The sequence below is a fragment of the Bradyrhizobium sp. SZCCHNRI20481 genome (assembly GCF_032485055.1).
Classification (GTDB): domain Bacteria; phylum Pseudomonadota; class Alphaproteobacteria; order Rhizobiales; family Xanthobacteraceae; genus Bradyrhizobium.
In genome coordinates this window covers 65,059-86,756 of sequence record NZ_JAUEUE010000002.1, presented here as the reverse complement: position 1 = coordinate 86,756, position 21,698 = coordinate 65,059, and the positions used below count along the sequence as shown (strand labels likewise).

Annotated in this window: 20 protein-coding genes; 3 read left to right on the top strand and 17 right to left on the bottom strand. The window is 64.5% G+C overall.

The window, feature by feature from the left end; all coding sequences use genetic code 11:
- Window positions 1-232 precede the first annotated feature (232 nt).
- A complete protein-coding gene (locus QX132_RS02915; RefSeq protein ID WP_316160236.1) occupies window positions 233-1,120 on the bottom strand; it encodes a metallophosphoesterase family protein in 888 nt (295 codons plus the stop codon).
- A 154-nt stretch (window positions 1,121-1,274) separates the two neighbouring features.
- On the opposite strand from QX132_RS02915, the gene QX132_RS02910 reads away from it, so the two are divergent.
- The 3 genes from QX132_RS02910 to QX132_RS02900 are packed head-to-tail and all read left to right on the top strand — an operon-like array spanning window position 1,275 to window position 4,862.
- A complete protein-coding gene (locus tag QX132_RS02910) occupies window positions 1,275-2,297 on the top strand; it encodes a sugar ABC transporter substrate-binding protein (RefSeq protein WP_315738255.1) in 1,023 nt (340 codons plus the stop codon).
- A gap of 11 nt (window positions 2,298-2,308) precedes the next feature.
- Window positions 2,309-3,814, top strand: coding sequence for a sugar ABC transporter ATP-binding protein (locus tag QX132_RS02905; protein WP_315780233.1), 1,506 nt, complete (start codon window positions 2,309-2,311; stop codon window positions 3,812-3,814).
- A gap of 10 nt (window positions 3,815-3,824) precedes the next feature.
- Window positions 3,825-4,862 carry an ABC transporter permease gene (locus QX132_RS02900; RefSeq protein WP_315775060.1) on the top strand — a complete coding sequence of 346 codons (1,038 nt, stop codon included), beginning with the start codon at window positions 3,825-3,827 and terminating at the stop codon, window positions 4,860-4,862.
- A 231-nt stretch (window positions 4,863-5,093) separates the two neighbouring features.
- Here QX132_RS02900 and mtnK read toward each other — a convergent pair whose 3' ends face one another.
- From mtnK to nuoE, 16 genes are all read right to left on the bottom strand, one after another.
- Window positions 5,094-6,395 carry an S-methyl-5-thioribose kinase gene (gene mtnK / locus QX132_RS02895; RefSeq protein ID WP_316160030.1) on the bottom strand — a complete coding sequence of 434 codons (1,302 nt, stop codon included), beginning with the start codon at window positions 6,393-6,395 and terminating at the stop codon, window positions 5,094-5,096.
- Window positions 6,396-6,497: 102 nt separating this feature from the next.
- Window positions 6,498-6,773, bottom strand: coding sequence for a DUF1467 family protein (locus QX132_RS02890; RefSeq protein ID WP_315738259.1), 276 nt, complete (start codon window positions 6,771-6,773; stop codon window positions 6,498-6,500).
- A 15-nt stretch (window positions 6,774-6,788) separates the two neighbouring features.
- Window positions 6,789-7,193 (bottom strand): methylmalonyl-CoA epimerase, encoded by a 405-nt coding sequence (gene mce / locus QX132_RS02885; protein WP_315738260.1) that lies wholly within the window; start codon window positions 7,191-7,193, stop codon window positions 6,789-6,791.
- Between the two features lie 45 nt (window positions 7,194-7,238).
- Window positions 7,239-8,909 (bottom strand): ribonuclease J, encoded by a 1,671-nt coding sequence (locus QX132_RS02880; protein WP_315738261.1) that lies wholly within the window; start codon window positions 8,907-8,909, stop codon window positions 7,239-7,241.
- Window positions 8,910-9,713 carry a biotin--[acetyl-CoA-carboxylase] ligase gene (locus QX132_RS02875; RefSeq protein WP_316160029.1) on the bottom strand — a complete coding sequence of 268 codons (804 nt, stop codon included), beginning with the start codon at window positions 9,711-9,713 and terminating at the stop codon, window positions 8,910-8,912.
- Entirely contained in the window at window positions 9,714-11,141 is a 1,428-nt protein-coding gene (gene nuoN / locus QX132_RS02870; RefSeq protein ID WP_315780240.1) for an NADH-quinone oxidoreductase subunit NuoN, read from the bottom strand. It abuts the gene before it with no gap.
- Window positions 11,142-11,170: 29 nt separating this feature from the next.
- The gene (locus QX132_RS02865; protein ID WP_315738264.1) at window positions 11,171-12,679 is read right to left on the bottom strand and encodes an NADH-quinone oxidoreductase subunit M; all 1,509 of its coding nucleotides are present in this window, start codon (window positions 12,677-12,679) and stop codon (window positions 11,171-11,173) included.
- Window positions 12,676-14,748: an NADH-quinone oxidoreductase subunit L gene (gene nuoL / locus QX132_RS02860; protein ID WP_315798452.1), complete on the bottom strand. Its 2,073-nt coding sequence runs from the start codon at window positions 14,746-14,748 to the stop codon at window positions 12,676-12,678. The genes QX132_RS02865 and nuoL overlap by 4 nt, the downstream gene beginning before the upstream one ends.
- A gap of 65 nt (window positions 14,749-14,813) precedes the next feature.
- Window positions 14,814-15,122 (bottom strand): NADH-quinone oxidoreductase subunit NuoK, encoded by a 309-nt coding sequence (gene nuoK / locus QX132_RS02855; protein WP_316160028.1) that lies wholly within the window; start codon window positions 15,120-15,122, stop codon window positions 14,814-14,816.
- Window positions 15,119-15,757 (bottom strand): NADH-quinone oxidoreductase subunit J, encoded by a 639-nt coding sequence (locus QX132_RS02850; protein ID WP_315738266.1) that lies wholly within the window; start codon window positions 15,755-15,757, stop codon window positions 15,119-15,121. The genes nuoK and QX132_RS02850 overlap by 4 nt, the downstream gene beginning before the upstream one ends.
- A gap of 9 nt (window positions 15,758-15,766) precedes the next feature.
- Complete coding sequence (gene nuoI / locus QX132_RS02845; protein WP_006611003.1) at window positions 15,767-16,255, bottom strand: NADH-quinone oxidoreductase subunit NuoI; 489 nt, start codon at window positions 16,253-16,255, stop codon at window positions 15,767-15,769.
- Window positions 16,256-16,262: 7 nt separating this feature from the next.
- Complete coding sequence (gene nuoH, locus QX132_RS02840; protein ID WP_316160027.1) at window positions 16,263-17,333, bottom strand: NADH-quinone oxidoreductase subunit NuoH; 1,071 nt, start codon at window positions 17,331-17,333, stop codon at window positions 16,263-16,265.
- Window positions 17,334-17,343: 10 nt separating this feature from the next.
- Window positions 17,344-19,413 carry an NADH-quinone oxidoreductase subunit NuoG gene (nuoG, locus tag QX132_RS02835; protein WP_316160026.1) on the bottom strand — a complete coding sequence of 690 codons (2,070 nt, stop codon included), beginning with the start codon at window positions 19,411-19,413 and terminating at the stop codon, window positions 17,344-17,346.
- Between the two features lie 103 nt (window positions 19,414-19,516).
- Window positions 19,517-20,842 (bottom strand): NADH-quinone oxidoreductase subunit NuoF, encoded by a 1,326-nt coding sequence (nuoF, locus tag QX132_RS02830; protein WP_315738269.1) that lies wholly within the window; start codon window positions 20,840-20,842, stop codon window positions 19,517-19,519.
- 22 nt (window positions 20,843-20,864) lie between these two features.
- Window positions 20,865-21,080, bottom strand: a complete 216-nt coding sequence (locus QX132_RS02825; RefSeq protein ID WP_315756756.1) for a hypothetical protein — start codon at window positions 21,078-21,080, stop codon at window positions 20,865-20,867.
- Window positions 21,077-21,688 carry an NADH-quinone oxidoreductase subunit NuoE gene (nuoE, locus tag QX132_RS02820; protein ID WP_172236403.1) on the bottom strand — a complete coding sequence of 204 codons (612 nt, stop codon included), beginning with the start codon at window positions 21,686-21,688 and terminating at the stop codon, window positions 21,077-21,079. The genes QX132_RS02825 and nuoE overlap by 4 nt, the downstream gene beginning before the upstream one ends.
- Window positions 21,689-21,698: the final 10 nt, after the last annotated feature.

The window sequence follows — 21,698 nt, the reverse complement described above, 5'->3', positions numbered from 1 at the left end:
TTGCGGAAGTCTGGTGGTCCAAGTCTCGGGAGGAGCCCTGGCGCGCAACAAGCAGCGTCACCCCGCTTAACAAGATCAAATCTGAACTTGCGGGATATCTAAAGGGTCGACACAATTTCCGAGCAGGGCCCGCTGCCCTGCTCTATTTTTTTGCAGTCGTCGCAGCGCGCCACAATATTTCCCGTTAACGGTATCGCGGGCCGGATGAACGCCGCCTGAACACGCAATCACATCAGGCCACCGCAGCCGTCGCAAAGCGCTCCAATGGAGCACGCCACCGCGCCTTGGCCGCTGGCCAGGGCAGTGTCACCGACAGCGGCTCGCGGCCGGTCACGGTCCAGCGCAGCACACCATCATCGATCGCGAGAATGCCCGCCGCCTCGGCCGGATCGCCCGAGATGAACGTCTCGGTCAACGACTGCAAGGTCAGATGCGGTGTGCCATCGACCGTCGTCAGCGTATTCCAATGAACATGGCCGGCGAGCGCGACGATCGGGCACGGCGCGTCCGCGATGGCCGTGCGGATTGCGTCGGTCTCGGCATAGGCCGCGTGTCCCTGATTGGCTTCGAAGTAGTAGTTGCCGATCTGAGCATGCCCTGACAATGGCACGTGGCTGACGAGCAAGGTTGGACGATCATCCTGCGCGAGCAGTTCGACCAGCGCGTCGAGATCGCCCGCGGAGAGGCGAAGGCCGCGCGTCGGCGTGAGAGTCACGTCGGGTTGCCAGAACACGCACCTGACATCGCCGATGATCAGGGCGCGCGACCCGCTCGGACGATCCATGATCGCTTCATTGTCGGCGAGACTGAGCAATGCGACATCATGATTGCCGCTGACGTGATGATGCGTCGGCGCAAGCTTTGCAGAACACATCGCGACATCGCTTTGCAGCAGACGATCGCGCTCGGGATCTTCGTCAGAAATCCGGTCGCCGAGATCGATGACCGCATCGATGTTTTCGGCGTTCACCTCCGTGACGAAGCGCTCGAGCAATTGCAGCGCCGCCGATCCCCGCTTCGTTGGTGTATCCCGGCCGTGATGGATGTCGGCGATCACGGCAATGCGTGTCGTGGCCAAAGGCTCTCTCCCAAGCTGCGCTGCCGCGTACCACGAGCACATCACGGTTTTCTGACATCGCGCGTGCGCCGCGATAGTCGCTCGGTGCAACGCACAACATCCGGCTGTGGCGTGATCAATGGGGTTGTGAAACACTGCTGCTCTCGGCGGCGCGATCAATGACGCCGCCGGACAACGATGGGACAGGGAGCACGGGATGTCCGGCACTAAAAGAACGTCCACGACGAGGCGCGATCTTCTCCAGGCGGCGACGGCCGCGGGCTCTGCGGCGGCCCTTCTCGCCGGTTTCGGCATCAATCCGGCGATGGCCGCCGAGATGGGCCGCTCCGAAAAGCCCCTCAAGGCGGCCTTCTCCAATGCCGGCCTGCAGGCGACCTGGTGCGCCCAGGGCAAGCAGGCTGCGGAATGGTGGGGCAAGCTGCTCAATGTCGAGGTCACCTGGTTCGACGGTCAGCTCGATGCGGTGAAGCAGCGCGCCGCGATCGACAACATGGCGTCGCAGAAGTGGGATTTCGTCGCCATCCAGGCGTTCGGCATCGGAACGCTGACGCAGCCGGTGCAGAAGATGATCGATGCCGGCATTCCCGTGATCGACATGGACACGCTGATCGCGCCGCTGGATCAGATCAACGTCCATTCGTTCCTGGCACCCGACAACGAGTTCATGGGCGCATCGGTCACGCAGGCTCTGGCGACTGCGATGGGCGGCAAGGGCAAGATCATCATGACGCAGGGTGCACTCGGCCACACCGGCGCGCAGGGCCGCGCCAAGGGCTTCAATTCGGTGATCAAGCAGTTCCCGAACATCGAGGTGCTGGACACGCAGCCGGCCGACTGGGACGTGTCGAAGGCGGCACGGCTGTGGGAGACTTATCTCACGAAATATCCGCAGATCGACGCGGCGTTCTTCCACAATGACGACATGGCGCTCGCCGCCTACAACATCATGAAGGCGCGCAACCGCACCAACATCCTGATCGGCGGCGTCGACGCCATGCCGCCGGCGATCCAGGCGGTCAGCGAGGGCCGCATGTTCGCGACCGTCCGCAATCCGTCCTGCCGTATTCATGGCGGCGCGATCGTCGCAGGCGTCGCCGCGGTCACCGCCGGCGAAAAGAGCGGCCAGGGCATTCCCAAGCACGTCATCACCGACGGGCCCGTCGTGACCAAGGCCAATGCCGCCGGCATGCAATGGATGGAGGATCACTTCCTGATCTGAAGTCCCTCCCCATGTCGAACAGCCGCCCGCCTCTTCTGGAATTGCAGGACATCACCAAGTCGTTCGGCGGCGTCACCGCGTTGCGCGGCGTCGACTTCACGCTTCGCCCCGGCGAGATCCATGGTCTCGTCGGGGAGAACGGCGCCGGCAAGAGCACGCTGATGAAGATCATCGCCGGCGTGCACACCGGCTTCTCCGGCCGTTTCCTGCTCGACGGCCGCGAGGTTCATTTCAACTCCGTGCGGGACGCCCGTGCGGCCGGCATCGCCATGGTGCATCAGGAGCTCAGCGTCGCACCTGATCTCACGGTTGCCGAGAACGTGTTTCTCGGCAACCAGCCGACCAATGCCCTCGGTATCGTGCAGTGGCGCCGGATGGCGCGCGAGGCCGCCGAACAGCTCAAGAAGCTCGGGATCGACGCCGATCCGATGAGCCGGCTCGGCGATCTCCCGATCGGACTGCAGCAACTGATCGAGATCGCGCGTGTGCTGTTCTCCGGCGCGCGCATCATCATCCTGGACGAGCCGACCTCGGCGCTGTCACCGCCCGAGGTCGAACGGCTGTTCGCGACCTTGCGCGCGCTACGCGAGCAGGGCACCGGAATCATCTTCATCTCGCACTTCATCGAAGACATTCTGCTCATCTCCGATGAGGTGACCGTCTTCCGCAACGGTCGCAAGATCATGGAGACACCTGCGGCCGATACCAGCAAGGCGGCGCTGATCGAGGCCATGATCGGCAAGGGCCGCGACGCGCTGGAGGACAGCTACACCCACGACATCACCCTGCCCGCGCCGCCGGCCGACAAGCCGGTGGTGGTCGAGGCCGCAGGCCTGTCGCTGGCGCGCAACTTGAAGCGCGTCTCATTTTCGGTGCATGCCGGAGAGGTGCTCGGCATCTACGGCTTCATGGGCTGCGGCCAGCTCGAGCTGGCGCGGATCCTATTCGGCAAGCTCGCGCCCGACGCCGGCGAGCTGCGCGTCTCGGGCGAGCGCAACCGCTTCAAGAGCACGGCGGATGCGCGCCGCGCCGGCATCGCCTTCGTGCCCGAGAGCCGCCGCGACATGCTGTTCCTGCAGGAGCCCGTCTACAAGAACGTCTCGATCAGCATCCTCGACCGCATCAACGCGGTGCTGCTGAAGCCGGCCCGCGAGCGCGCGCTTGCGAAGCGCCAGGTCGAGCAGTTGCAGATCCGTCCCGCCGACGTCGAGATCGACCTTGGCCTGCTCTCGGGCGGCAACCAGCAGAAGGTCGCGCTGGCCAAATGGCTCAGCCACCCGCCCCGGCTCCTGGTGCTGTGCGAGCCGACCCGCGGCATGGATGTTGGCGCCAAGAGTGACGTGATCCAGATCGTGCGGAAACTACGCGACCAGGGCATTGCCGTCATCGTGCTCTCGACGGAGCCGGAGACTGTCCTGTCACTGGCCGATCGCGTCATCGTGCTCAAGCGCGGCGAGGTCGTGCGCGAATTCGCCGGCGAGACCATCAGCAAAGACCGTCTGCTCGAGGCGGCGTAGGGAGATTGTCATGGCGCATGGCGAGACCGTTCCGATGCCGGAGGCGCAACCACGACGCGCCGGCGGGGTCGCAGCGCTGCTGCGCTCGCAGATGCGCAACATCGCGCCATTCCTGACGCTGATCTTCCTCACCGCGTTCTTCGCAATCGCGAGTCCATCCTTCGCCACGCTCGACAATGTCGGCAACATCCTGACCCAGGTGTCGGTGACCGGCATCATCGCGGTCGGACTGACCTTCGTGATCCTGTGCGCCGAGATCGACCTGTCGATCGCTGCCATCGCCAACGTGACCGGCATCGCGGTGGCCTATTTCACCTTGCAGGAGTCCTACGTCAACATCGCCAATTTGCCGATGCCCGGCTTTGCCGCCATCCTGCTCGCGCTGGCGCTGTGCGCGCTGCTGGGCGTGGTCAACGCCTTCGGCCTGACCGTGATCGGCATTCCCTCCTTCATCATGACGCTCGCGATGATGCAGATCGCCGCAGGCATTTCGGCCATGCTGGTGCGCGGCCAGATCGCCTACAAGGTGCCGCCCATCATCACGACGCTCGGCTCCGGCTCCTTGGCGGGGGTGCCCTGGATCGTGATCGTGGCCGCCCTCATGCTGCTGCTGGGGCACCTCGTGCTGACCTACACGCGGTTCGGCCGCTACGTCTACATGGTCGGTGGCAACCGCGAGGCAGCGGAGTATTCCGGCCTGAACGTCAAGCTGATCCTCGGCAGCGTCATGGTGATCTCGGCGGTGTGCTCGGGAATTGGCGGCATGCTCGGCGTGGCGCATTTCGGCAGCGCGCAGCAGAACGAGTTCGACACCTACCTGCTGGATTCGATCGCTGCCGTCGTGGTCGGCGGCACCAGCCTGTTCGGCGGCCGCGGCGGCATCGGCAACACCATCGTCGGCCTGTTCGTGCTCGGCGTGCTCAACAACGGCCTCGACCACGTCAACATCGACAGCTTCCTGAAGATTCTGATCCGCGGCCTGATCCTGCTCGCCGCGCTGGTGATCAACGTCTACGCGCAGCGGCTGCGCGCCAAGGCGGCGGATTGAGCGTGTGTCGTAGGGCGGTCGCGTGCCCACCATCGAGCTACGTGGCACGTGAGACATGGTGGGCACGGCGCGATCTGACAGTGCAAACGACGACAGACCGTCGCCGCGTGCCTTTGCCCACCCTACGCATCTGTTTCCGTCATTGCGAGCGAAGCGAAGCATTCCAGAGGCTTGCGAAGATTCTGGATTGCTTCGTCGCTTTGCTCCTCGCAATGACGTTGACCCCGTGAATCAAAAACCAGGCTGCCAGTGACGCAGCTCGCGCGCGGCGCGTGTCACGGCCTCGATCGACGTGAACGATGCCGTCTCCACCATCAGCGTTCGGGCCAAGCGCAATGCCCGCGCCTCGCAGGTCGCGCGCAGCTTCTCATCCTCGATCAGCTCGAAATCGATGTTGTGCGCCAGGCCGAGAATACGACGGATGATCTTCGCGGCTGCAAATCCGACGGCATCCTGGAACAGGCGCGCCATGAAGGCCTGACGTTCGGCCTCAAGCCGCGCAGTTCCTGCTTCACCGGGAAACAGCGAGAGCGGATAGGCATCGCCGATGGCCTCGCTGCGCCACAGCGCCAGGAACTTGCCCGCGAACGCGCTCCACACCTGGTCCACGGTGATCAGCACCCAGCCCTCGAATGCCGCCCTGTCGGCGGGCGCGCGCTCGTGTCCGGCCGACGCAAAATAGGCCATCAACAAGTTGGCCAGGACAGCACCGACGTCGAAGCCCATCGGGCCGTAGAAGGCGAATTCCGGATCGATCACCCGGGTCTCAGTCTCCGTGACCATGATCGATCCGGTGTGCAGGTCGCCATGGATCAGCGCCTCGGCGCTCGACAAGAACTTCAGCTTCAGCCGGGAGACCGCGACATGAAGATCGAGATCGGCACGAATGTCGGCCGCGGTCGCGTCGAGCCATGGTGAGGTCCAGCGGTTCTGCTCAGCGATCCGATAGGGATCGGTGAAGATCAGGTCCTCCGTGATCTTGCACAGCGCATGATTGCCGGCAAAGCTCGCGATCGCCTCCTTCTTCGCGGCGGCAGACAGCGCGAGGTCGGACGAGAAGAACAGCGTCCGCGCCATGAAGGTCGTGATGTGATCGACGAAGGCCGCATAGATCGTGCCCGCGACCAGCCCCTTGCGCATGATGATGTGCGGCTCCAGCAGCTCCATCGCCGTCAGCGCCAGCGCCGGATCATGATGAACGATGGCCGGCACGAGGCCCGGGGCAAGGCGGTTCTGATGCGTCAGCGCCAGATGCTCATAGTGGGCGCGTGACAGCGGCAGCGGCCAGCTCTCGCCGACCAGCCGCACGTAAGGCAGCGCCTGCTTCACCGCGAGTCCGCCGGACGATCCCTTGACGATGAAGACGAGATTGAGGTTGCCATCGCCGACCTCGGTGATCGACCAGCGCTCGGCCGGTCCGCCGAGTTGCCCTGCAACTGAAGGGATCCCCGCGAGATAGTTTCGAAGATCAGTCTCGTTCAGAATGCGATAGCCCGATGGCGTCCCGTTCCGGGCCTCGGCCGATGTCGTCACGCGCAACCTCCCTATCGAACTTGTTTTGACCTCCTATAGCAAAAAAGCCGACGCGCGTCCGCGCATCGGCTTCGAGAGAACGTTGTGCGATGCGAGCGGCAGCTAGAACGGAATCCCCATCAGCCGCGACAGTCGCTCGATGCTGAGATACCCGGCCTGATAGGCCACGAGTGCCAGGCCGAACACGACCGCCGACAGCAGCGTCGTCCAGATCAGGCGGCGTCCCATCAGGCTGATGGTCGGCGCCCCGGGATCGGTGCCGGGCGAGCCGCCGCCCGTCTCGTGCTGGCTGCGCACGCCGAACGGCAGGGTCACGAACAGCATGACCCACCACAGCACGAAGTAGATCGCGAGCCAGGTAGAGATCGTATAGGCCATGATCGCCCCGCTGCCTCAGGCCTGCTCGATCTCGACGAGCGCGCCGGAAAAATCCTTCGGATGCAGGAACAGCACCGGCTTGCCATGGGCGCCGATCTTCGGCTGGCCGTCGCCGAGCACGCGGGCGCCCTCCTTGATCAGCGTGTCGCGCGAGGCGATGATGTCGGCCACCTCGTAGCAGACGTGATGGATGCCGCCATCCGCATTGCGCTCGAGAAACTTCGCGATCGGCGACGCTTCGCCCAGCGGCTGAATGAACTCGATCTTGGTATTGGGCAGGGTCACGAACACGGTGATCACGCCGTGCTCAGGCAACGGGACGGCTGGGGATATCTCGGCGCCGAACGCCGCGCCGTAGATCTTGGCGGCCTTTTCGGCGTCCTTGACCGCGATGGCGACGTGGTTGAGCCGGCCCAGCATGACAACCTCCACTTTTCTTTTGAACCGCCGTTTGATCGGCCTGCGTCAGACTTCCAGGACGTGAACGAGACAGATCGGCTTCTTGCCCCATTGCTCATTGACCGCCGAACGCACCGCCCGCCGCACGGATTCTGCCGCTGCGTCTGGATCGCGCCGGCGCGCCCGCGGCAGACCTTCGAAGGTCGAGACGACAGCATCGAAGACGATGTCGTCCATCTCCTCGCCCGCCGCATTCTTCTCGGGGATGCCGACCATGTCGACTTCCGGATCGTCGGCCAGCTCGCCCTTCTCGGTGATGGCGAGCGCCACGAAGATGCAGCCGGCAAAGGCCATCTTGCGACGCTCGACCACGGCGCGCGACTTCGAATCCTCGACGATGCTGCCGTCCTTGTAGAGGCGCCCTGCCGGCAGCTGGTCGATGATTCCGGGATCGCCGGGACCAAGCTTGACGAGATCGCCGTTGCGACAGGTGATCACCTTGGGCACGCCGCAGGCGCGCGCCAGCCTCGCGTGCTCGTGCAGATGCAGCGCCTCGCCATGAACGGGGATCAAGAGCTGCGGCCGCGTCCACGCGATCATGTCGCGCAGCTCGTCGCGGCGCGGATGGCCGGAGACATGAACCAGATGATTGCGGTCGGTGATGATCTCGATACCCTGCTGCACCAGCCCGTTGATGACGGCGCCGACCGCCTTCTCGTTGCCGGGGATGGTGCGCGACGAGAAGATGACAGTGTCGCCCTTGTTCAAGGTGACTAGCGGATGATCGTCATTGGCGATGCGCGAGAGCGCGGCGCGCGGCTCGCCCTGGCTGCCGGTGCAGAGCGCGAGCACCTTGTCGGCCGGGAAATGGCCGTAGAGATCCATGCCGCGGAAGTTCTGCACGCCGTCGAGATAACCGGTCTCACGCGCGACCTGGACCACGCGTTCCATGGCACGGCCGACGATCACGACCTCGCGCTCGGCCGCGCGCGCCGCTTCGGCGACGGCGCGGATACGCGCGACGTTGGAGGCGAAGGTGGTCACGGCCACGCGGCCGCGCGCCTCCTTGACCAGGGTCGTAATCGTCTTGGCAACCTCGGCCTCCGACGGCGAGCGTCCCTCGCGCACCGCGTTGGTGGAATCCCCGATCAAGGCGAGAAGTCCGGCGTCGCCGAGCTCGCGCAGCCGCTTCTCATCCGTCGGCGCGCCCAACACCGGCGTCGGATCGATCTTCCAGTCACCGGTGTGCAGGACGGTGCCGACCTCGGTGTGGATCGCCAGCGCGTGCGATTCAGGGATCGAATGCGCGACCGGAATGAACTCGACGTTGAAAGGACCGATGTCGACGCGGCCGCCGGAGGGGATCACCTTGACCGGGATCTTGGCCGGGAGGCGCTCAGCCTCACACTTGGCCTCGAACAGCGCGGCGCTGAACTTGGTCGCGTAGATCGGGCATTTCAGCCGCGGCCACAGATCGATGATGGCGCCGAAATGGTCCTCATGCGCGTGGGTCAGCACGAGGCCGACCAGATTGTTGCGCTCCTTCTCCAGGAAGGCGACGTCGGGCATGATCAGGTCGATGCCCGGCAGATGCTCCTCATCGCCGAAGGAGACGCCAAGATCGATCGCGAGCCACGAGCGCTGGTGGCGATTGCCGAGCCCGTAGATCGACAGGTTCATGCCGATCTCGCCGACACCTCCGAGCGGCGCAAATGTCAGTTCGTCGGGACGTGCCATCTAGACCGCTCCTTTGGATGCGACCGAGCCGAAATGAACATCACCGGCCGTGATCGGCTCCAATCGTCCCTCCGCGGTCCGCACCAGCATACAACCCTGTTCGTCGATCGTGTCGAAAATCCCCTCGATGATAGCATGTCCGGACCTGATGGCGACCGGCTGGCCGAGGCCTGCCGCCCGCTCCAGCCAGAGCCTGCGGATATCACCGAAGCCCCGCCCCTCGTTCCAGATGCCGAAATATTCGACCCAGGCATCCGACAGCGCCGAGAACAGATCCTCGGCGGTCACCTGGATGCCGAGGTCCGCCAACGATACCGCCGGAGTCGGGGTATCCGGCGGCGCCGCCACCACGTTGGTTCCGATGCCGACAACCACCGCCAATCCGCCAGCCACCTGCTCCGCCTCGAGCAGCATGCCAACGATCTTGCGGCCGTCAACGAGAACGTCGTTCGGCCATTTCAGCGCAAATGACGCGTGTGCTCCGGACCGCAGCGCAGCCTCGATGCTCACCTGGCGCAACGCGCTCTCGATGGAGAGGCCTGCGGCAAAGCCGAGTGTGGCTGCGATCGCAGGAGCCACGTTCAGCACTTCCAGCACGCTCGAGGCCAGATTGCCACGCGGGGCGATCCACGGACGCTGGCGCCGGCCGCGCCCGGCCGTCTGCTCCGATGTGACGAACCAGCATGGCGCCCTGCCGCCCTCTCGGGCTGACTTCAGCGCCTCGACATTGGTCGAGCCGGTCTGGTCGAACGTGACGAGTCCGTAGCCAGCCTTGGCGGCCTGGGACCCTAGCGCAAACGTCATCTAGAACAGCGATTTCGCCGCGGCCGCCGCCGCGCTGACGAGCGGGCCGGGATAGGCGAAGAACAGGATGTTGAAGATGCCGGAGATCGCGAGCACGGTGCGCAGCTCGATCCTGACCGGATCGAGCGTCGGCAGCGGCTCGTCGAAATACATCGTCTTGACGATCAGCAGATAATAGTAGGCGCCGACCACGCTGGTAAGGACGCCGATCACCGACAGTGTGAACAGCCCGCCCTTGATCGCGGCGACGAACACGTACCATTTGGCGAAGAAGCCCGCGAGCGGAGGAACGCCGGCCAGCGAGAACAGCAGCATCGCGAAGAAGAAGGCGAGCAGCGGATTGGTGCGCGAAAGTCCCGAAAAATCGCTGATCTTCTCGAACGACTGGCCGTTGCGCTTGATCGCCATGATCACGGCGAAGGAGCCGAGCGTCATCGCGACGTAGATCGCGATGTAGGTCAGCACGCCCTGCGCGCCCTCGACCGTACCGGCGGCGAGACCGACCAGCGCGAAGCCCATATGGCCGATCGAGGAATAGGCCATCAGGCGCTTGATGTTGGTCTGGCCGATCGCAGCGAACGAGCCGAGCGCCATCGAGGCGATCGAGACGAACACGATGATCTGCTGCCACTGGAAGGTGATGCCGGGGAACGCGGTCAGCGCGACGCGCGCAAACACGGCGAGAGCGGCGACCTTCGGAGCCGAGGCGAAGAACGCCGTCACCGGGGTCGGCGCGCCTTCATAGACGTCCGGCGTCCACATGTGGAACGGCACCGCAGACACCTTGAAGCACAGGCCGGCGAACAGGAAGACGAGGCCGAAAATGATGCCGACGCTGCCGGCCTTCGTCGCCGCCGCGATCCCGGCAAAGCTGACCGTTCCGGTAAAGCCGTAGATCAGCGATGCGCCGTACAGCAGCATGCCGGAGGATAGCGCGCCCAGCACGAAATACTTCAGGCCGGCCTCTGTCGACTTGACGTTGTCGCGATGGCTGGCCGCGACAACGTAGAGCGCGAGCGACATCAGCTCGAGACCGAGGTAGAGCGTGATCAGGTCGCCGGCCGAGATCAGCACCAGCATGCCCAAGGTCGAGAGCAGCACCAGGATCGCATATTCGAAGATGCGGCGGTCCGGCGCCGACAGGAATTCGACCGACATGATCAGCGTCGCGATCGAGCCGATCAGCGCCAGGATCTTCAGGAAGCGCGCGTAGCTGTCAGCGATGAAGCTGCCGCCGAACGCCTGGCCGCCCGGCTGCCTGAGCACCAGGATGCCGACCACGATCAGCAGAGCGACCGCCAGCCAGGTGACGAGCCCCGTCGTCCCCTGCCCGCGAAACGCGCCCAGCATCAACAGCGCCATGGCCCCCACGGCCAACAGCAGCTCCGGCAATACCACCCAAAGCTGAGGCCCAAGATTCTCGATCATCGTCTGTGTCCCGACCCCTCAAGGTCTCATCATTGGAGCAGCGCGGCGGCCTTCACGGCCGTCACGGCGGTATTGTAGTTGTTGACGAGCTGCTGCACCGACGCCGCCGACATATCGAGGATCGGCTTCGGATAAACGCCGAACAGGATGGTCAGCGCCACCAGCGGAAACAAGATCACGCCCTCACGCAGGGTGAGATCCTTGATGCTGGCCAGCGACGGCTTGGTCAGCGCACCGAACACCACCTTGCGGTAGAGCCACAGCGCGTAGGCCGCCGAGAGGATGACGCCGAAGGTCGCGAAGAACGCGGTCGGGATCGACACCTTGAAAGTGCCGAGCAGGGTCATGAACTCGCCGACGAAGCCGGAGGTGCCGGGCAGGCCGACATTGGCCATGGTGAACACCATGAACACCAGCGCATAGACCGGCATCCGGTTGACGAGGCCGCCATAGGCCGCGATCTCGCGGGTGTGCATCCGGTCGTAGACGATACCGACGCAGAGGAACAGCGCGCCCGAGACGATGCCGTGGGAGATCATCTGGAACACGCCCCCGGCCACGCCCTGCATGGTGCCGGCGAAGATGCCCATCGTGACGAAGCCCATATGCGCCACCGACGAATAGGCAATGAGCTTCTTGATGTCCTCCTGCATCAGCGCGACCAGCGAGGTGTAGATGATCGCGATCGCCGAGAGCGTAAAGACCAGCGGCGCGAAGTCGTGCGACGCCAGCGGAAACATCGGCAGCGAGAAGCGCAGGAAGCCGTAGCCGCCCATCTTCAGCAGGATCGCGGCGAGAATCACCGAGCCCGCGGTGGGCGCCTCGACGTGCGCATCCGGCAGCCAGGTGTGAACCGGCCACATCGGCATCTTCACCGCGAAGGAGGCGAAGAAGGCAAGCCATGCCCAGGTCTGCAAGGAGCGCGGCACCGCCGTATGCATCAAGGTCGGAATGTCGGTCGTGCCGGCGTTCCAGTACAGCGCCATGATGGCGAGCAGCATCAGCACCGAGCCAAGCAGCGTGTAGAGGAAGAACTTGAACGAGGCGTAGACCCGGCGCGGACCGCCCCAGACCCCGATGATCAGGAACATCGGAATCAGGCCGCCCTCGAAGAACAGATAGAACAGAACGAGGTCGAGCGCGGAGAACGTGCCAACCATCAGCGTTTCCAGGATCAGGAACGCCATCATGTATTCGCGCAGCCGGTTGGTGACCGACTTCCAGCTCGCGATGATGCAGAACGGCATCAAAGCGGTGGTCAGGATCACGAACGGCAGCGAGATGCCGTCGACGCCCATGTGATAGCTGATGCCGGCCGCCAGCCAGTTCGACTTCTCGACGAATTGGAAGTCGGTCTGTGCCGGATCGAAGCGCAGCACCAGGATCACCGACACCGCGAAGGTGATCAGCGTGGTCCACAGCGCGATCCAGCGCGCGTTGCGCCGGGCCGCCTCGTCGTCGCCGCGCACCAGATAGATCAGCAGCGCGCCGACGATGGGCAGGAAGGTGACGACAGAGAGAATTGGCCAGGTGGTCATTGCTGGCCCCCCATGAACATGAACCAGGTGATCAGGCCGGCGACGCCGATCAGCATGGCAAAGGCATAGTGATAGAGATATCCGGTCTGAATCTTGACGACGTTGCGCGTGATGTCGAGCACCCGCGCCGAGACACCATCCGGACCGAACCCGTCGATGACGAAGCCGTCGCCCTTCTTCCAGAGGAAGCGGCCGAGCCACTTCGCAGGACGGACGAAGATCACGTCATACAGCTCGTCGAAGTACCACTTGTTGAGCAGGAACTTGTAGAGCAGCGGCTGCTGGGCCGCCAGCTCCTCCGGGATGTCCGGACGACTAATGTAGAAGAAGTAGGAGACCGCAAAGCCCAGCACCATCATGATGAACGGCAGTTGAGCGAGCCAGAACGGCATATGCTCCATGTCCTCCAGGATGTGCGGGTTCATCTTCAGCGACTCGCCGAAGAAGTGCTCGACACCATGGGGATCGGTGAACACGCCCTTGAACGGGAGGCCGGCCAGGATCGAGCCTGCCGCGAGCACGCCGATCGGGATCAGCATCCAGATCGGGCTCTCGTGCGCGGCATCATAATGATGCTGATCGTGCGGCGTGCCGAAGAAGGTCTTGAACACCAGGCGCCAGGAATAGAACGAGGTCAGGCCGGCGGCGACAATGGTGAGGAAATACGCGTAGGTCGCGAACGGATTGTGCGCGGCATACGCGGCCTCGATGATCGCATCCTTGGAGAAGAAGCCTGCGAAGCCGGGGAAGCCGGTCAACGCCAGGGTGCCGACCGTCATCACCGCGAAGGTGTATGGGATCTTGCGCCACAGGCCGCCCATGTTGCGGATGTCCTGCTCGTGATGCATCGCGTAGATCACCGAGCCAGAGCCTAAGAACAGCAGCGCCTTGAAGAAGGCGTGCGTGAACAGGTGGAACATGCCGACCGAGTAGGCCCCTGCTCCCATCGCCACGAACATGTAGCCGAGCTGTGAGCAGGTCGAGTACGCGACGATGCGCTTGATGTCGTTCTGCACCAGGCCGACGGTCGCGGCGAAGAACGCGGTGGTGGCGCCGAAGAACATCACCACGGCCTGCGCATTGGGCGCGAGCTCGAACAGCGGCGACAGGCGCGCCACCATGAACACGCCGGCGGTGACCATGGTCGCGGCGTGGATCAGCGCCGAGACCGGGGTCGGACCTTCCATCGCGTCCGGCAACCAGGTGTGCAGCAGGAACTGGGCCGACTTGCCCATCGCGCCCATGAACAGCAGCAGGCAGGTCAGGGTCAGCGCGTCGGCATTCCAGCCGAGGAAGTTGATGGTCTTGCCGGCAAAACTCGGCGCGGCGGCGAAGATGGTCTCGAAATCGGTCGACTTCGCCAGCAGGAACACGGCGAAGATGCCGAGCGCGAAGCCGAAATCGCCGACGCGGTTGACGACGAAGGCCTTGATGGCGGCAGCGTTGGCCGACGGCTTCTGGAACCAGAAGCCGATCAGCAGGTAGCTGGCGAGACCGACGCCCTCCCAGCCGAAGAACAGCTGCACGAGGTTGTTCGCCGTCACCAGCATTAGCATCGCGAAGGTGAACAGGCTGAGATAGGCGAAGAAGCGCGGACGGTTCGGATCCTCATCCATGTAGCCGATCGAATAGAGATGCACGAGCGAGGACACGCTGGTCACGACGACGAGCATCACCGCCGTCAGCGTATCGACGCGCAGCGCCCAGGAGACCTGCAGCTCGCCGGAATTGATCCAGGGCAGCAGCTCCTTGACCCCGGCCTCATGATGCATGAAGCCGACGCTGATCAGCATCGCCCAGGATAGGCCGGCCGACACGAACAACAGCGCCGTCGTGATCACCTGCGCGGCCCAGGTGCCGGCCGCGGGCGGCTCGGCGACATGATGGTCATCGTGCCCATGACCGTGATCGTCATGTGCCTGCGCGTCGGCGGCGCCGTGGTGATGGCCGTCGTCGTGATGATGCTCAACCACATCGCCGCTCGGATGGCGTCCATGCGCCCCCAGCAGCGCGATCAGGCCGGCCAGGATCGCGCCGAGCAGCGGCAGAAAGACAATGGCCTGGATCATTCGCCCGTCCCCTTACGCATGACCTTGCCGGCAAGCCGGCCCCCATCTGTGCGGATCATGCGCCCTTAGCCCTTCATCAGATTGACGTCTTCAACCGCAATCGAGCCGCGGTTGCGGAAGTAGACCACCAGCACGGCGAGGCCGATCGCGGCTTCCGCCGCCGCAACGGTCAGAACCAGCAGCGCGAACACCTGCCCTACGATGTCGCCGAGGAAGGTGGAGAACGCCGCCAGGTTGATGTTCACCGCGAGCAGGATCAGCTCGATCGACATCAGGATGACGATGATGTTCTTGCGGTTCAGGAAGATGCCGAGGATGCCGAGCGTGAACAGCATCGCGGCGACGGCGAGGTAATGTCCCAGTCCGATGGTCATTTCACCCACTCCGCGGCGTCCGTATCCTGCAGCCCCTGCCCGACCGCAACCTTGCGGACGGCCATCGCCATCTCGGGCGTGCGCGCGTTCTGGACATTGATGTCCTGGCGCTTGACGCTCGCCTTGTGGCGCAGGGTCAGCACGATCGCGCCGATCATCGCCACCAGCAGGATCATGCCCGACAGCTGGAAGTAATGGATGTATTTCGTATAGAGCACGAGGCCGAGCGCCTCGGTGTTGGTGACGTTGGTCGGGATCGCCGCGGTGATCGCCTTCGGCGCCGTCGGGTTGATGACCCAATACGACACCGTCAGCAGCAGCTCGAACAGGAAGATGCCGCCGATGACGAGGCCAATCGGCATGTACTGCAGGAAGCCCTCGCGGAGCTCCGTGAAGTCGACGTCGAGCATCATGATCACGAACAGGAACAGCACCGCGACCGCGCCGACATAGACGACGACCAGGATCATCGCCAGGAATTCGGCTCCCATCAGCACGAACAGGCCGGAGGCGTTGACGAAGGCGAGGATCAGATAGAGCACCGAATGAACGGGGTTCTTCGAGACGATCACCATCACCGCGGAGGCCACGCAGACCGCCGCGAACAGGTAGAAGAAGAGCGCAGGAAGGATCATCGGACGGCCTCAGCGGTACGGCGCGTCGAGCGCGATGGCTTTGGAGATCTCGCGCTCCCAGCGGTCGCCGTTCGCGAGCAGCTTGGCCTTGTCATAGTAGAGCTCCTCGCGGGTCTCGGTCGCGAACTCGAAGTTCGGTCCTTCGACGATGGCGTCGACCGGACAGGCCTCCTGGCAGAGGCCGCAATAGATGCATTTCACCATGTCGATGTCGTAGCGCACCGTGCGGCGGGTGCCGTCGTTGCGACGCGGGCCGGCCTCGATCGTAATCGCCTGCGCAGGGCAGACGGCCTCGCAGAGCTTGCAGGCAATGCAGCGCTCCTCGCCATTGGGATAGCGGCGCAGCGCGTGCTCGCCGCGGAAGCGCGGCGAGATCGGGCCCTTCTCGAACGGATAGTTCAGGGTCGGCTTGGGCTGAAAGAAGTAACGCATCGCGAGGAAGAACGCGGAGACGAACTCCTGCAGCAGCAGCGACCGTGCGGTGGCGGAAATGTTCATGACAGCCTCATTTCGGCGCGATGCCGGCGAAGTGCAGCACGCCCGCGACGATCACCACCATGGCCAGCGACAGCGGCAGGAAGACTTTCCAGCCAAGACGCATCAACTGGTCGTAGCGGTAACGCGGCACGATCGCTTTCGCCATCGCGATCAGGAAGAACATGAAGAACAGCTTGAGCGAGAACCAGATGATGCCCGGCACCCAGTTGAACGGCGGCAGGTCGATCGGCGGCAGCCAGCCGCCCAAAAACAGGATCGTCGCCAGCGCGCACATCGTGGTGATCGCGACATACTCGCCGAGCATGAACAGCAGGTACGGCGTCGAGCCGTATTCCACCATGAAGCCGGCGACGAGCTCCGATTCCGCCTCCACCAGATCGAACGGCGGACGGTTGGTCTCGGCCAGCGCCGAGACGTAGAACACGACGAACATCGGGAACAGCGGCCAGACGTACCAGTTCAGGATCGTCAACTGCGGCAGGCCGATCAGGCTGGCGAGACCGCGCGCATGCTGCGCCTCGACCACCGCCGACAGGTTCAGGGTGCCGGCGCAGAGCAGCACGGTGATGATGACGAAGCCGATCGAGACCTCGTAGGACACCATCTGTGCCGCCGAACGCAGCGCCGCCAGGAACGGGTACTTCGAGTTCGACGACCAGCCGGCCATGATGATGCCGTAGATCGACAGCGACGAGATCGCGAAGATGAAGAGGATGCCGACATTGATGTCGGCGATCGCCCAGCCGAGATTGGTCGGGATCACCGCCCAGGCCGCCAGCGCCAGCACGCAGGAGACCAGCGGCGCCAGCAGGAACACGCCCTTGTTGGCGCCGGCCGGAATGATCGGCTCCTTGAGCACGAACTTCAGCAGGTCCGCGAAGGACTGAAACAGGCCCCAGGGCCCGACCACGTTGGGACCCCGGCGGATCTGCACCGCCGCCCAGATCTTGCGGTCGGCCAGCAGGATGTAGGCAATCGCGACCAGCAGGACGACGAGGAGCAGGACGCTCTGCGCGACCATGACGATCAGCGGCCAGAGGAAGCCGGTCCAGAACGAGCTTGCAAAGAAATCAGCCATCAGGTCACGCTCACTCCGCTGCCGTCAGCATCTGCCCGGAGGCCAGGCGGGAGCATTCCGCCATGACCGCCGATGCGCGCGCGATCGGGTTGGTGAGATAGAAGTCGTCGATCAGCGGCTTGAACGGCGCCTTCTCGAGGTTGCCGCCCTTGCCCGCCAGGGTCTTGATGTCGGCGATCTTGCCCGCCTCGATCTGGTCGATGCGGCCAAGATGCGGCACGGCCTTGATGATCGCAGCGCGCAGAGCGGCCAGCGAGTCGTAGCCAAGCTTCTTGCCTAGCACGTCGGACAGCGCGCGGATGATCGCCCAGTCCTCGCGCGCCTCACCCGGCGGGAACGACGCCCGGCCAGCCATCTGCACTCGGCCCTCGGTGTTGACGTAGAGGCCCGACTTCTCGGTATAGGCCGCCCCCGGCAGGATGACGTCGGCGCGATGCGCGCCACGGTCGCCGTGGGTGCCGATGTAGACGGTGAACACGCCCTCGGGCACCTCGACCTCGTCGGCGCCGAGCAGGAACATCACGTCCATCGTGCCGAAGGTGGTCATCTGGGCGCCGGTCAGTCCGGTGCCGTTGAAGCCGATGTCGAGCGCGCCGACCCGCGAGGCGGTGTCGTGCAGCACGGCAAAGCCGTTCCAGTCATCGCGCACGGCGTTGACGTCCATCGCGATCTTGGCCGCCAGCGACAGGATCGCCGCGCCGTCATGACGCCCGGCTGCGCCGGCGCCAACCAGCACGATCGGGTTCTTGGCATTGCGGAACGTGGTCGCGAAGGAATGCTTGCCGGCGGCAACGTCGCTCAGCGTGTCGGTGCCTGCGCCGATGTGCTCGTAGGCATAGGTCAGGTCGACCTTCGGCCCGACCAGGCCCACCTTGAGCTGCCCCGACCGCCAGCGCTTGCGAATGCGGGCGTTGAGCACGGCCGCTTCCTTGCGCGGATTGGCGCCGATGATCAGGATCGCATCGGCCTGCTCGATGCCGGCGATGGTCGGATTGAACAGGTAGGACGCACGGCCGAGCTTGGCATCGAAGCTGTCCCCGCCCTGCACCCCGACATTGGTCGAGCCGAGCTTTGCGAGCAGATCCTTGAGCGCGTACATCTCCTCGACTGCGGCGAGATCGCCGGCAATCGCGCCGATGCGCTTGCCGTCGATGCGCGACAGCTTGGTCGCGATCGTCTTGAACGCCTCGGGCCAGGAGGCCGGGCGCAGCTTGCCATCCTCGCGGACATAAGGACGATCGAGCCGCTGCGTGCGCAGGCCGTCGACGACGTGACGGGTCTTGTCGGAGATCCACTCCTCGTTCACGGCATCGTTGATGCGCGGCAGGATGCGCATCACCTCGCGGCCGCGGGTGTCGACCCGGATCGCCGAGCCGAGCCCATCCATGACGTCGATCGACTGCGTCTTGCCGAGCTCCCAAGGGCGTGCGGCGAAGGCGTAGGGCTTCGAGGTCAGCGCACCGACCGGGCAGATATCGACCAGATTGCCCTGCAGCTCCGAGCTCAGCGCCTGCTCGAGATAGGTCGTGATCTCCATGTCCTCGCCACGGCCGATCGCGCCCATCTCCGGCACGCCGCAGACCTCCGCCGAGAAGCGGACGCAGCGCGTGCACTGGATGCAGCGGTTCATCGAGGTCTTGACCAGCGCGCCGAGATACTTGTCCTCGACCGCGCGCTTGTTCTCGGCGAAGCGGCTGGTGTCGACACCATAGCCCATCGCCTGGTCTTGCAGGTCGCACTCGCCGCCCTGGTCGCAGATCGGGCAGTCGAGCGGATGGTTGATCAGAAGGAATTCCATCACGCCTTCGCGTGCCTTCTTGACCATCGGCGACCGGGTCGAAATTTCCGGCGGCTCGCCCTTCGGGCCCGGCCGGCAATCGCGCACGCCCCAGGCGCAGCTCGCGACCGGTTTCGGTCCGCCCTTCACCTCGACGAGGCACATCCGGCAGTTGCCGGCGATCGACAGCCGCTCATGATAGCAGAAGCGCGGGATCTCGGCGCCTGCCGCCTCGCACGCCTGCAGCAGCGTGTACTCCGGCGGCACATCGATCTCTTTGCCATCGATGATGATCTTGGTCATTGCCTCACATCTCTCTCAAACCACGAGCCACCGCGCCGTCGCGCACCGGAAAGGCGCGACAGGCGCGAAGGAAAACCTTGCTGGCAGGTTGGCCTGCCATCGCCTACTCCGCCGCCACCATGTGCGCGGGATCGCGCACGCCGACGTCGTCGACATCGGCCTTGTGCGAATACTGGTCGATCCGCGCTTCGATCTCGTGACGGAAATGCGTGATCAGGCCCTGGATCGGCCACGCCGCGGCGTCACCGAGCGCGCAGATCGTATGCCCTTCGATCTGCTTGGTGACCTCGAGCAGCATGTCGATCTCGCGCTTGTGCGCCCGGCCCTCGGCCATGCGGGTCAGCACGCGCCACATCCAGCCGGTGCCCTCGCGGCACGGCGTGCACTGGCCGCAGCTCTCATGCTTGTAGAAATAGGAGATGCGCGCGATCGCCCGGATCAGGTCGGTCGATTTGTCCATCACGATCACGGCCGCGGTGCCGAGGCCGGAGCGCAGCTTCGACAGGCTGTCGAAATCCATCGGCGTGTCGATGATCTGATCGGCCGGCACCATGCGCACCGACGAGCCGCCCGGAATCACCGCCTTCAGATTGTCCCAGCCGCCACGGATGCCGCCGCAATGCTTCTCGATCAGCTCGCGGAACGGGATGCCCATCGCCTCTTCGACGTTGCAGGGCCGCTCGACGTGACCGGAGATGCAGAACAGTTTTGTGCCGACATTGTTCGGACGGCCGATGCCGGCAAACCACGCCGCACCGCGGCGCAGGATGGTCGGCGCCACCGCGATCGACTCGACGTTGTTGACCGTGGTCGGGCAGCCATAGAGGCCGACATTGGCCGGGAATGGCGGCTTCAGCCGCGGCTGGCCCTTCTTGCCCTCGAGGCTCTCCAGCAGCGCGGTCTCCTCGCCGCAGATATAGGCGCCGGCGCCGTGGGCGACGTAGACATCGAACGGCCAGCCATGGATGTTGTTCTTGCCGATCAGGTTGGCCTCATAGGCCTGATCGATCGCCGCCTGCAGCCGCTCGCGCTCGCGGATGAACTCGCCGCGCACATAGATGTAGCAGGCATGCGCATTCATCGCGAAGCTGGCGAGCAGACAGCCCTCGACGAGATGATGCGGATCATGCCGCATGATCTCGCGATCCTTGCAGGTGCCGGGCTCGGACTCGTCGGCGTTGACCACGAGATAGCTCGGCCGGCCGTCGGTCGATTCCTTCGGCATGAACGACCATTTCAGGCCGGTCGGGAAGCCGGCGCCGCCGCGGCCGCGCAGGCCCGACGCCTTCATCTCGTTGATGATCCAGTCGCGGCCCTTCTCGATCAGCGCCTTGGTGCCGTCCCAGCTGCCGCGCCGGCGTGCGCCTTCAAGGCCCCAATCGTGCAGGCCATAGAGGTTGGTGAAGATGCGGTCCTTGTCGTCGAGCATGATCAGACGGCTTCCTCGGATGTCAGCGGTTCGACTGCATGGTGGCGATGAAGGCGGCGCAGCCGCCGAACACCAGCGCCCACAGCAGACTGGACTCCAGCGTCGCGTTGAGCGCGAACCGCTGCAGCACGAAAATGAAAGCGGCGGCCGCGAGCGTATGCAGCGCCACGTAGCGCCAGTTCTTCATCGCGGCGCCCTCTTGGCTCAGGGCCGCAACGCGGGTGCGCTTGCGGCTCATGTCTTTTCCTTCAACGTGGTCGGACCGCCGGCGGGCGCCGAGAACTGGCGGCCGTTCTGCGGACCAGGCGTCGGCAGGTTGCCGGTCGCGAAGCCGTCGAGCACCTTGCCGAAGCTCTCCGGCGTCAGGTCCTCATACGTGTCCTTCCAGACCTGCACCATCGGCGCATTCACGCAGGCGCCCAGGCACTCGACCTCTTCCCAGCTGAAGTCGCCATCCTTCGACAGATGGAAGGGGTCGTGATGAATACGGTGCTTGCAGACCTCGATCAGCTCCTCGGCGCCGCGCAGCCGGCATGGCGTCGTGCCGCAGACCTGGACGTGGGCCTTCTTGCCGACCGGCTGCAGCTGGAACATGGTGTAGAAAGTCGCGACCTCGAGCACGCGGATGTAGGGCATGCCTAGCATGTCGGCGACGACGCGGATCGCAGCTTCGGACACCCAGCCCTCGTTCTGCTCCTGGGCGCGCCACAGGATCGCGATCACCGCCGAGGCCTGCCGGCCTTCCGGGTATTTCGCGATCTGAGCCTTGGCGAAGGCGAGGTTTTCCTCCGTGAACGCAAAGCTCGCGGGCTGGACTTCCTTCGGGGCAAGACGGCGGACGGACATGGCTCTTCAG

Bases quoted from the DNA above. Each gene is read 5' to 3' on its own strand.
- QX132_RS02865 (WP_315738264.1), bottom strand. From the start codon at position 12,679: ATGACCACCTGGCCAATTCTCTCTGTCGTCACCTTCCTGCCCATCGTC.
- mce (WP_315738260.1), bottom strand. From the start codon at position 7,193: ATGCTGGGCCGGCTCAACCACGTCGCCATCGCGGTCAAGGACGCCGAA.
- nuoE (WP_172236403.1), bottom strand. From the start codon at position 21,688: ATGTCCGTCCGCCGTCTTGCCCCGAAGGAAGTCCAGCCCGCGAGCTTT.
- nuoG (WP_316160026.1), bottom strand. From the start codon at position 19,413: ATGACCAAGATCATCATCGATGGCAAAGAGATCGATGTGCCGCCGGAG.
- QX132_RS02825 (WP_315756756.1), bottom strand. From the start codon at position 21,080: ATGAGCCGCAAGCGCACCCGCGTTGCGGCCCTGAGCCAAGAGGGCGCC.
- QX132_RS02880 (WP_315738261.1), bottom strand. From the start codon at position 8,909: ATGGCACGTCCCGACGAACTGACATTTGCGCCGCTCGGAGGTGTCGGC.
- QX132_RS02850 (WP_315738266.1), bottom strand. From the start codon at position 15,757: ATGATCCTTCCTGCGCTCTTCTTCTACCTGTTCGCGGCGGTCTGCGTG.
- QX132_RS02875 (WP_316160029.1), bottom strand. From the start codon at position 9,713: ATGACGTTTGCGCTAGGGTCCCAGGCCGCCAAGGCTGGCTACGGACTC.
- QX132_RS02900 (WP_315775060.1), top strand. From the start codon at position 3,825: ATGGCGCATGGCGAGACCGTTCCGATGCCGGAGGCGCAACCACGACGC.
- QX132_RS02915 (WP_316160236.1), bottom strand. From the start codon at position 1,120: ATGTGCTCGTGGTACGCGGCAGCGCAGCTTGGGAGAGAGCCTTTGGCC.
- nuoF (WP_315738269.1), bottom strand. From the start codon at position 20,842: ATGCTCGACGACAAGGACCGCATCTTCACCAACCTCTATGGCCTGCAC.
- QX132_RS02905 (WP_315780233.1), top strand. From the start codon at position 2,309: ATGTCGAACAGCCGCCCGCCTCTTCTGGAATTGCAGGACATCACCAAG.
- QX132_RS02910 (WP_315738255.1), top strand. From the start codon at position 1,275: ATGTCCGGCACTAAAAGAACGTCCACGACGAGGCGCGATCTTCTCCAG.
- nuoN (WP_315780240.1), bottom strand. From the start codon at position 11,141: ATGATCGAGAATCTTGGGCCTCAGCTTTGGGTGGTATTGCCGGAGCTG.
- nuoH (WP_316160027.1), bottom strand. From the start codon at position 17,333: ATGGCTGATTTCTTTGCAAGCTCGTTCTGGACCGGCTTCCTCTGGCCG.
- nuoK (WP_316160028.1), bottom strand. From the start codon at position 15,122: ATGACCATCGGACTGGGACATTACCTCGCCGTCGCCGCGATGCTGTTC.
- nuoI (WP_006611003.1), bottom strand. From the start codon at position 16,255: ATGAACATTTCCGCCACCGCACGGTCGCTGCTGCTGCAGGAGTTCGTC.
- QX132_RS02890 (WP_315738259.1), bottom strand. From the start codon at position 6,773: ATGGCCTATACGATCTCTACCTGGCTCGCGATCTACTTCGTGCTGTGG.
- nuoL (WP_315798452.1), bottom strand. From the start codon at position 14,748: ATGATCCAGGCCATTGTCTTTCTGCCGCTGCTCGGCGCGATCCTGGCC.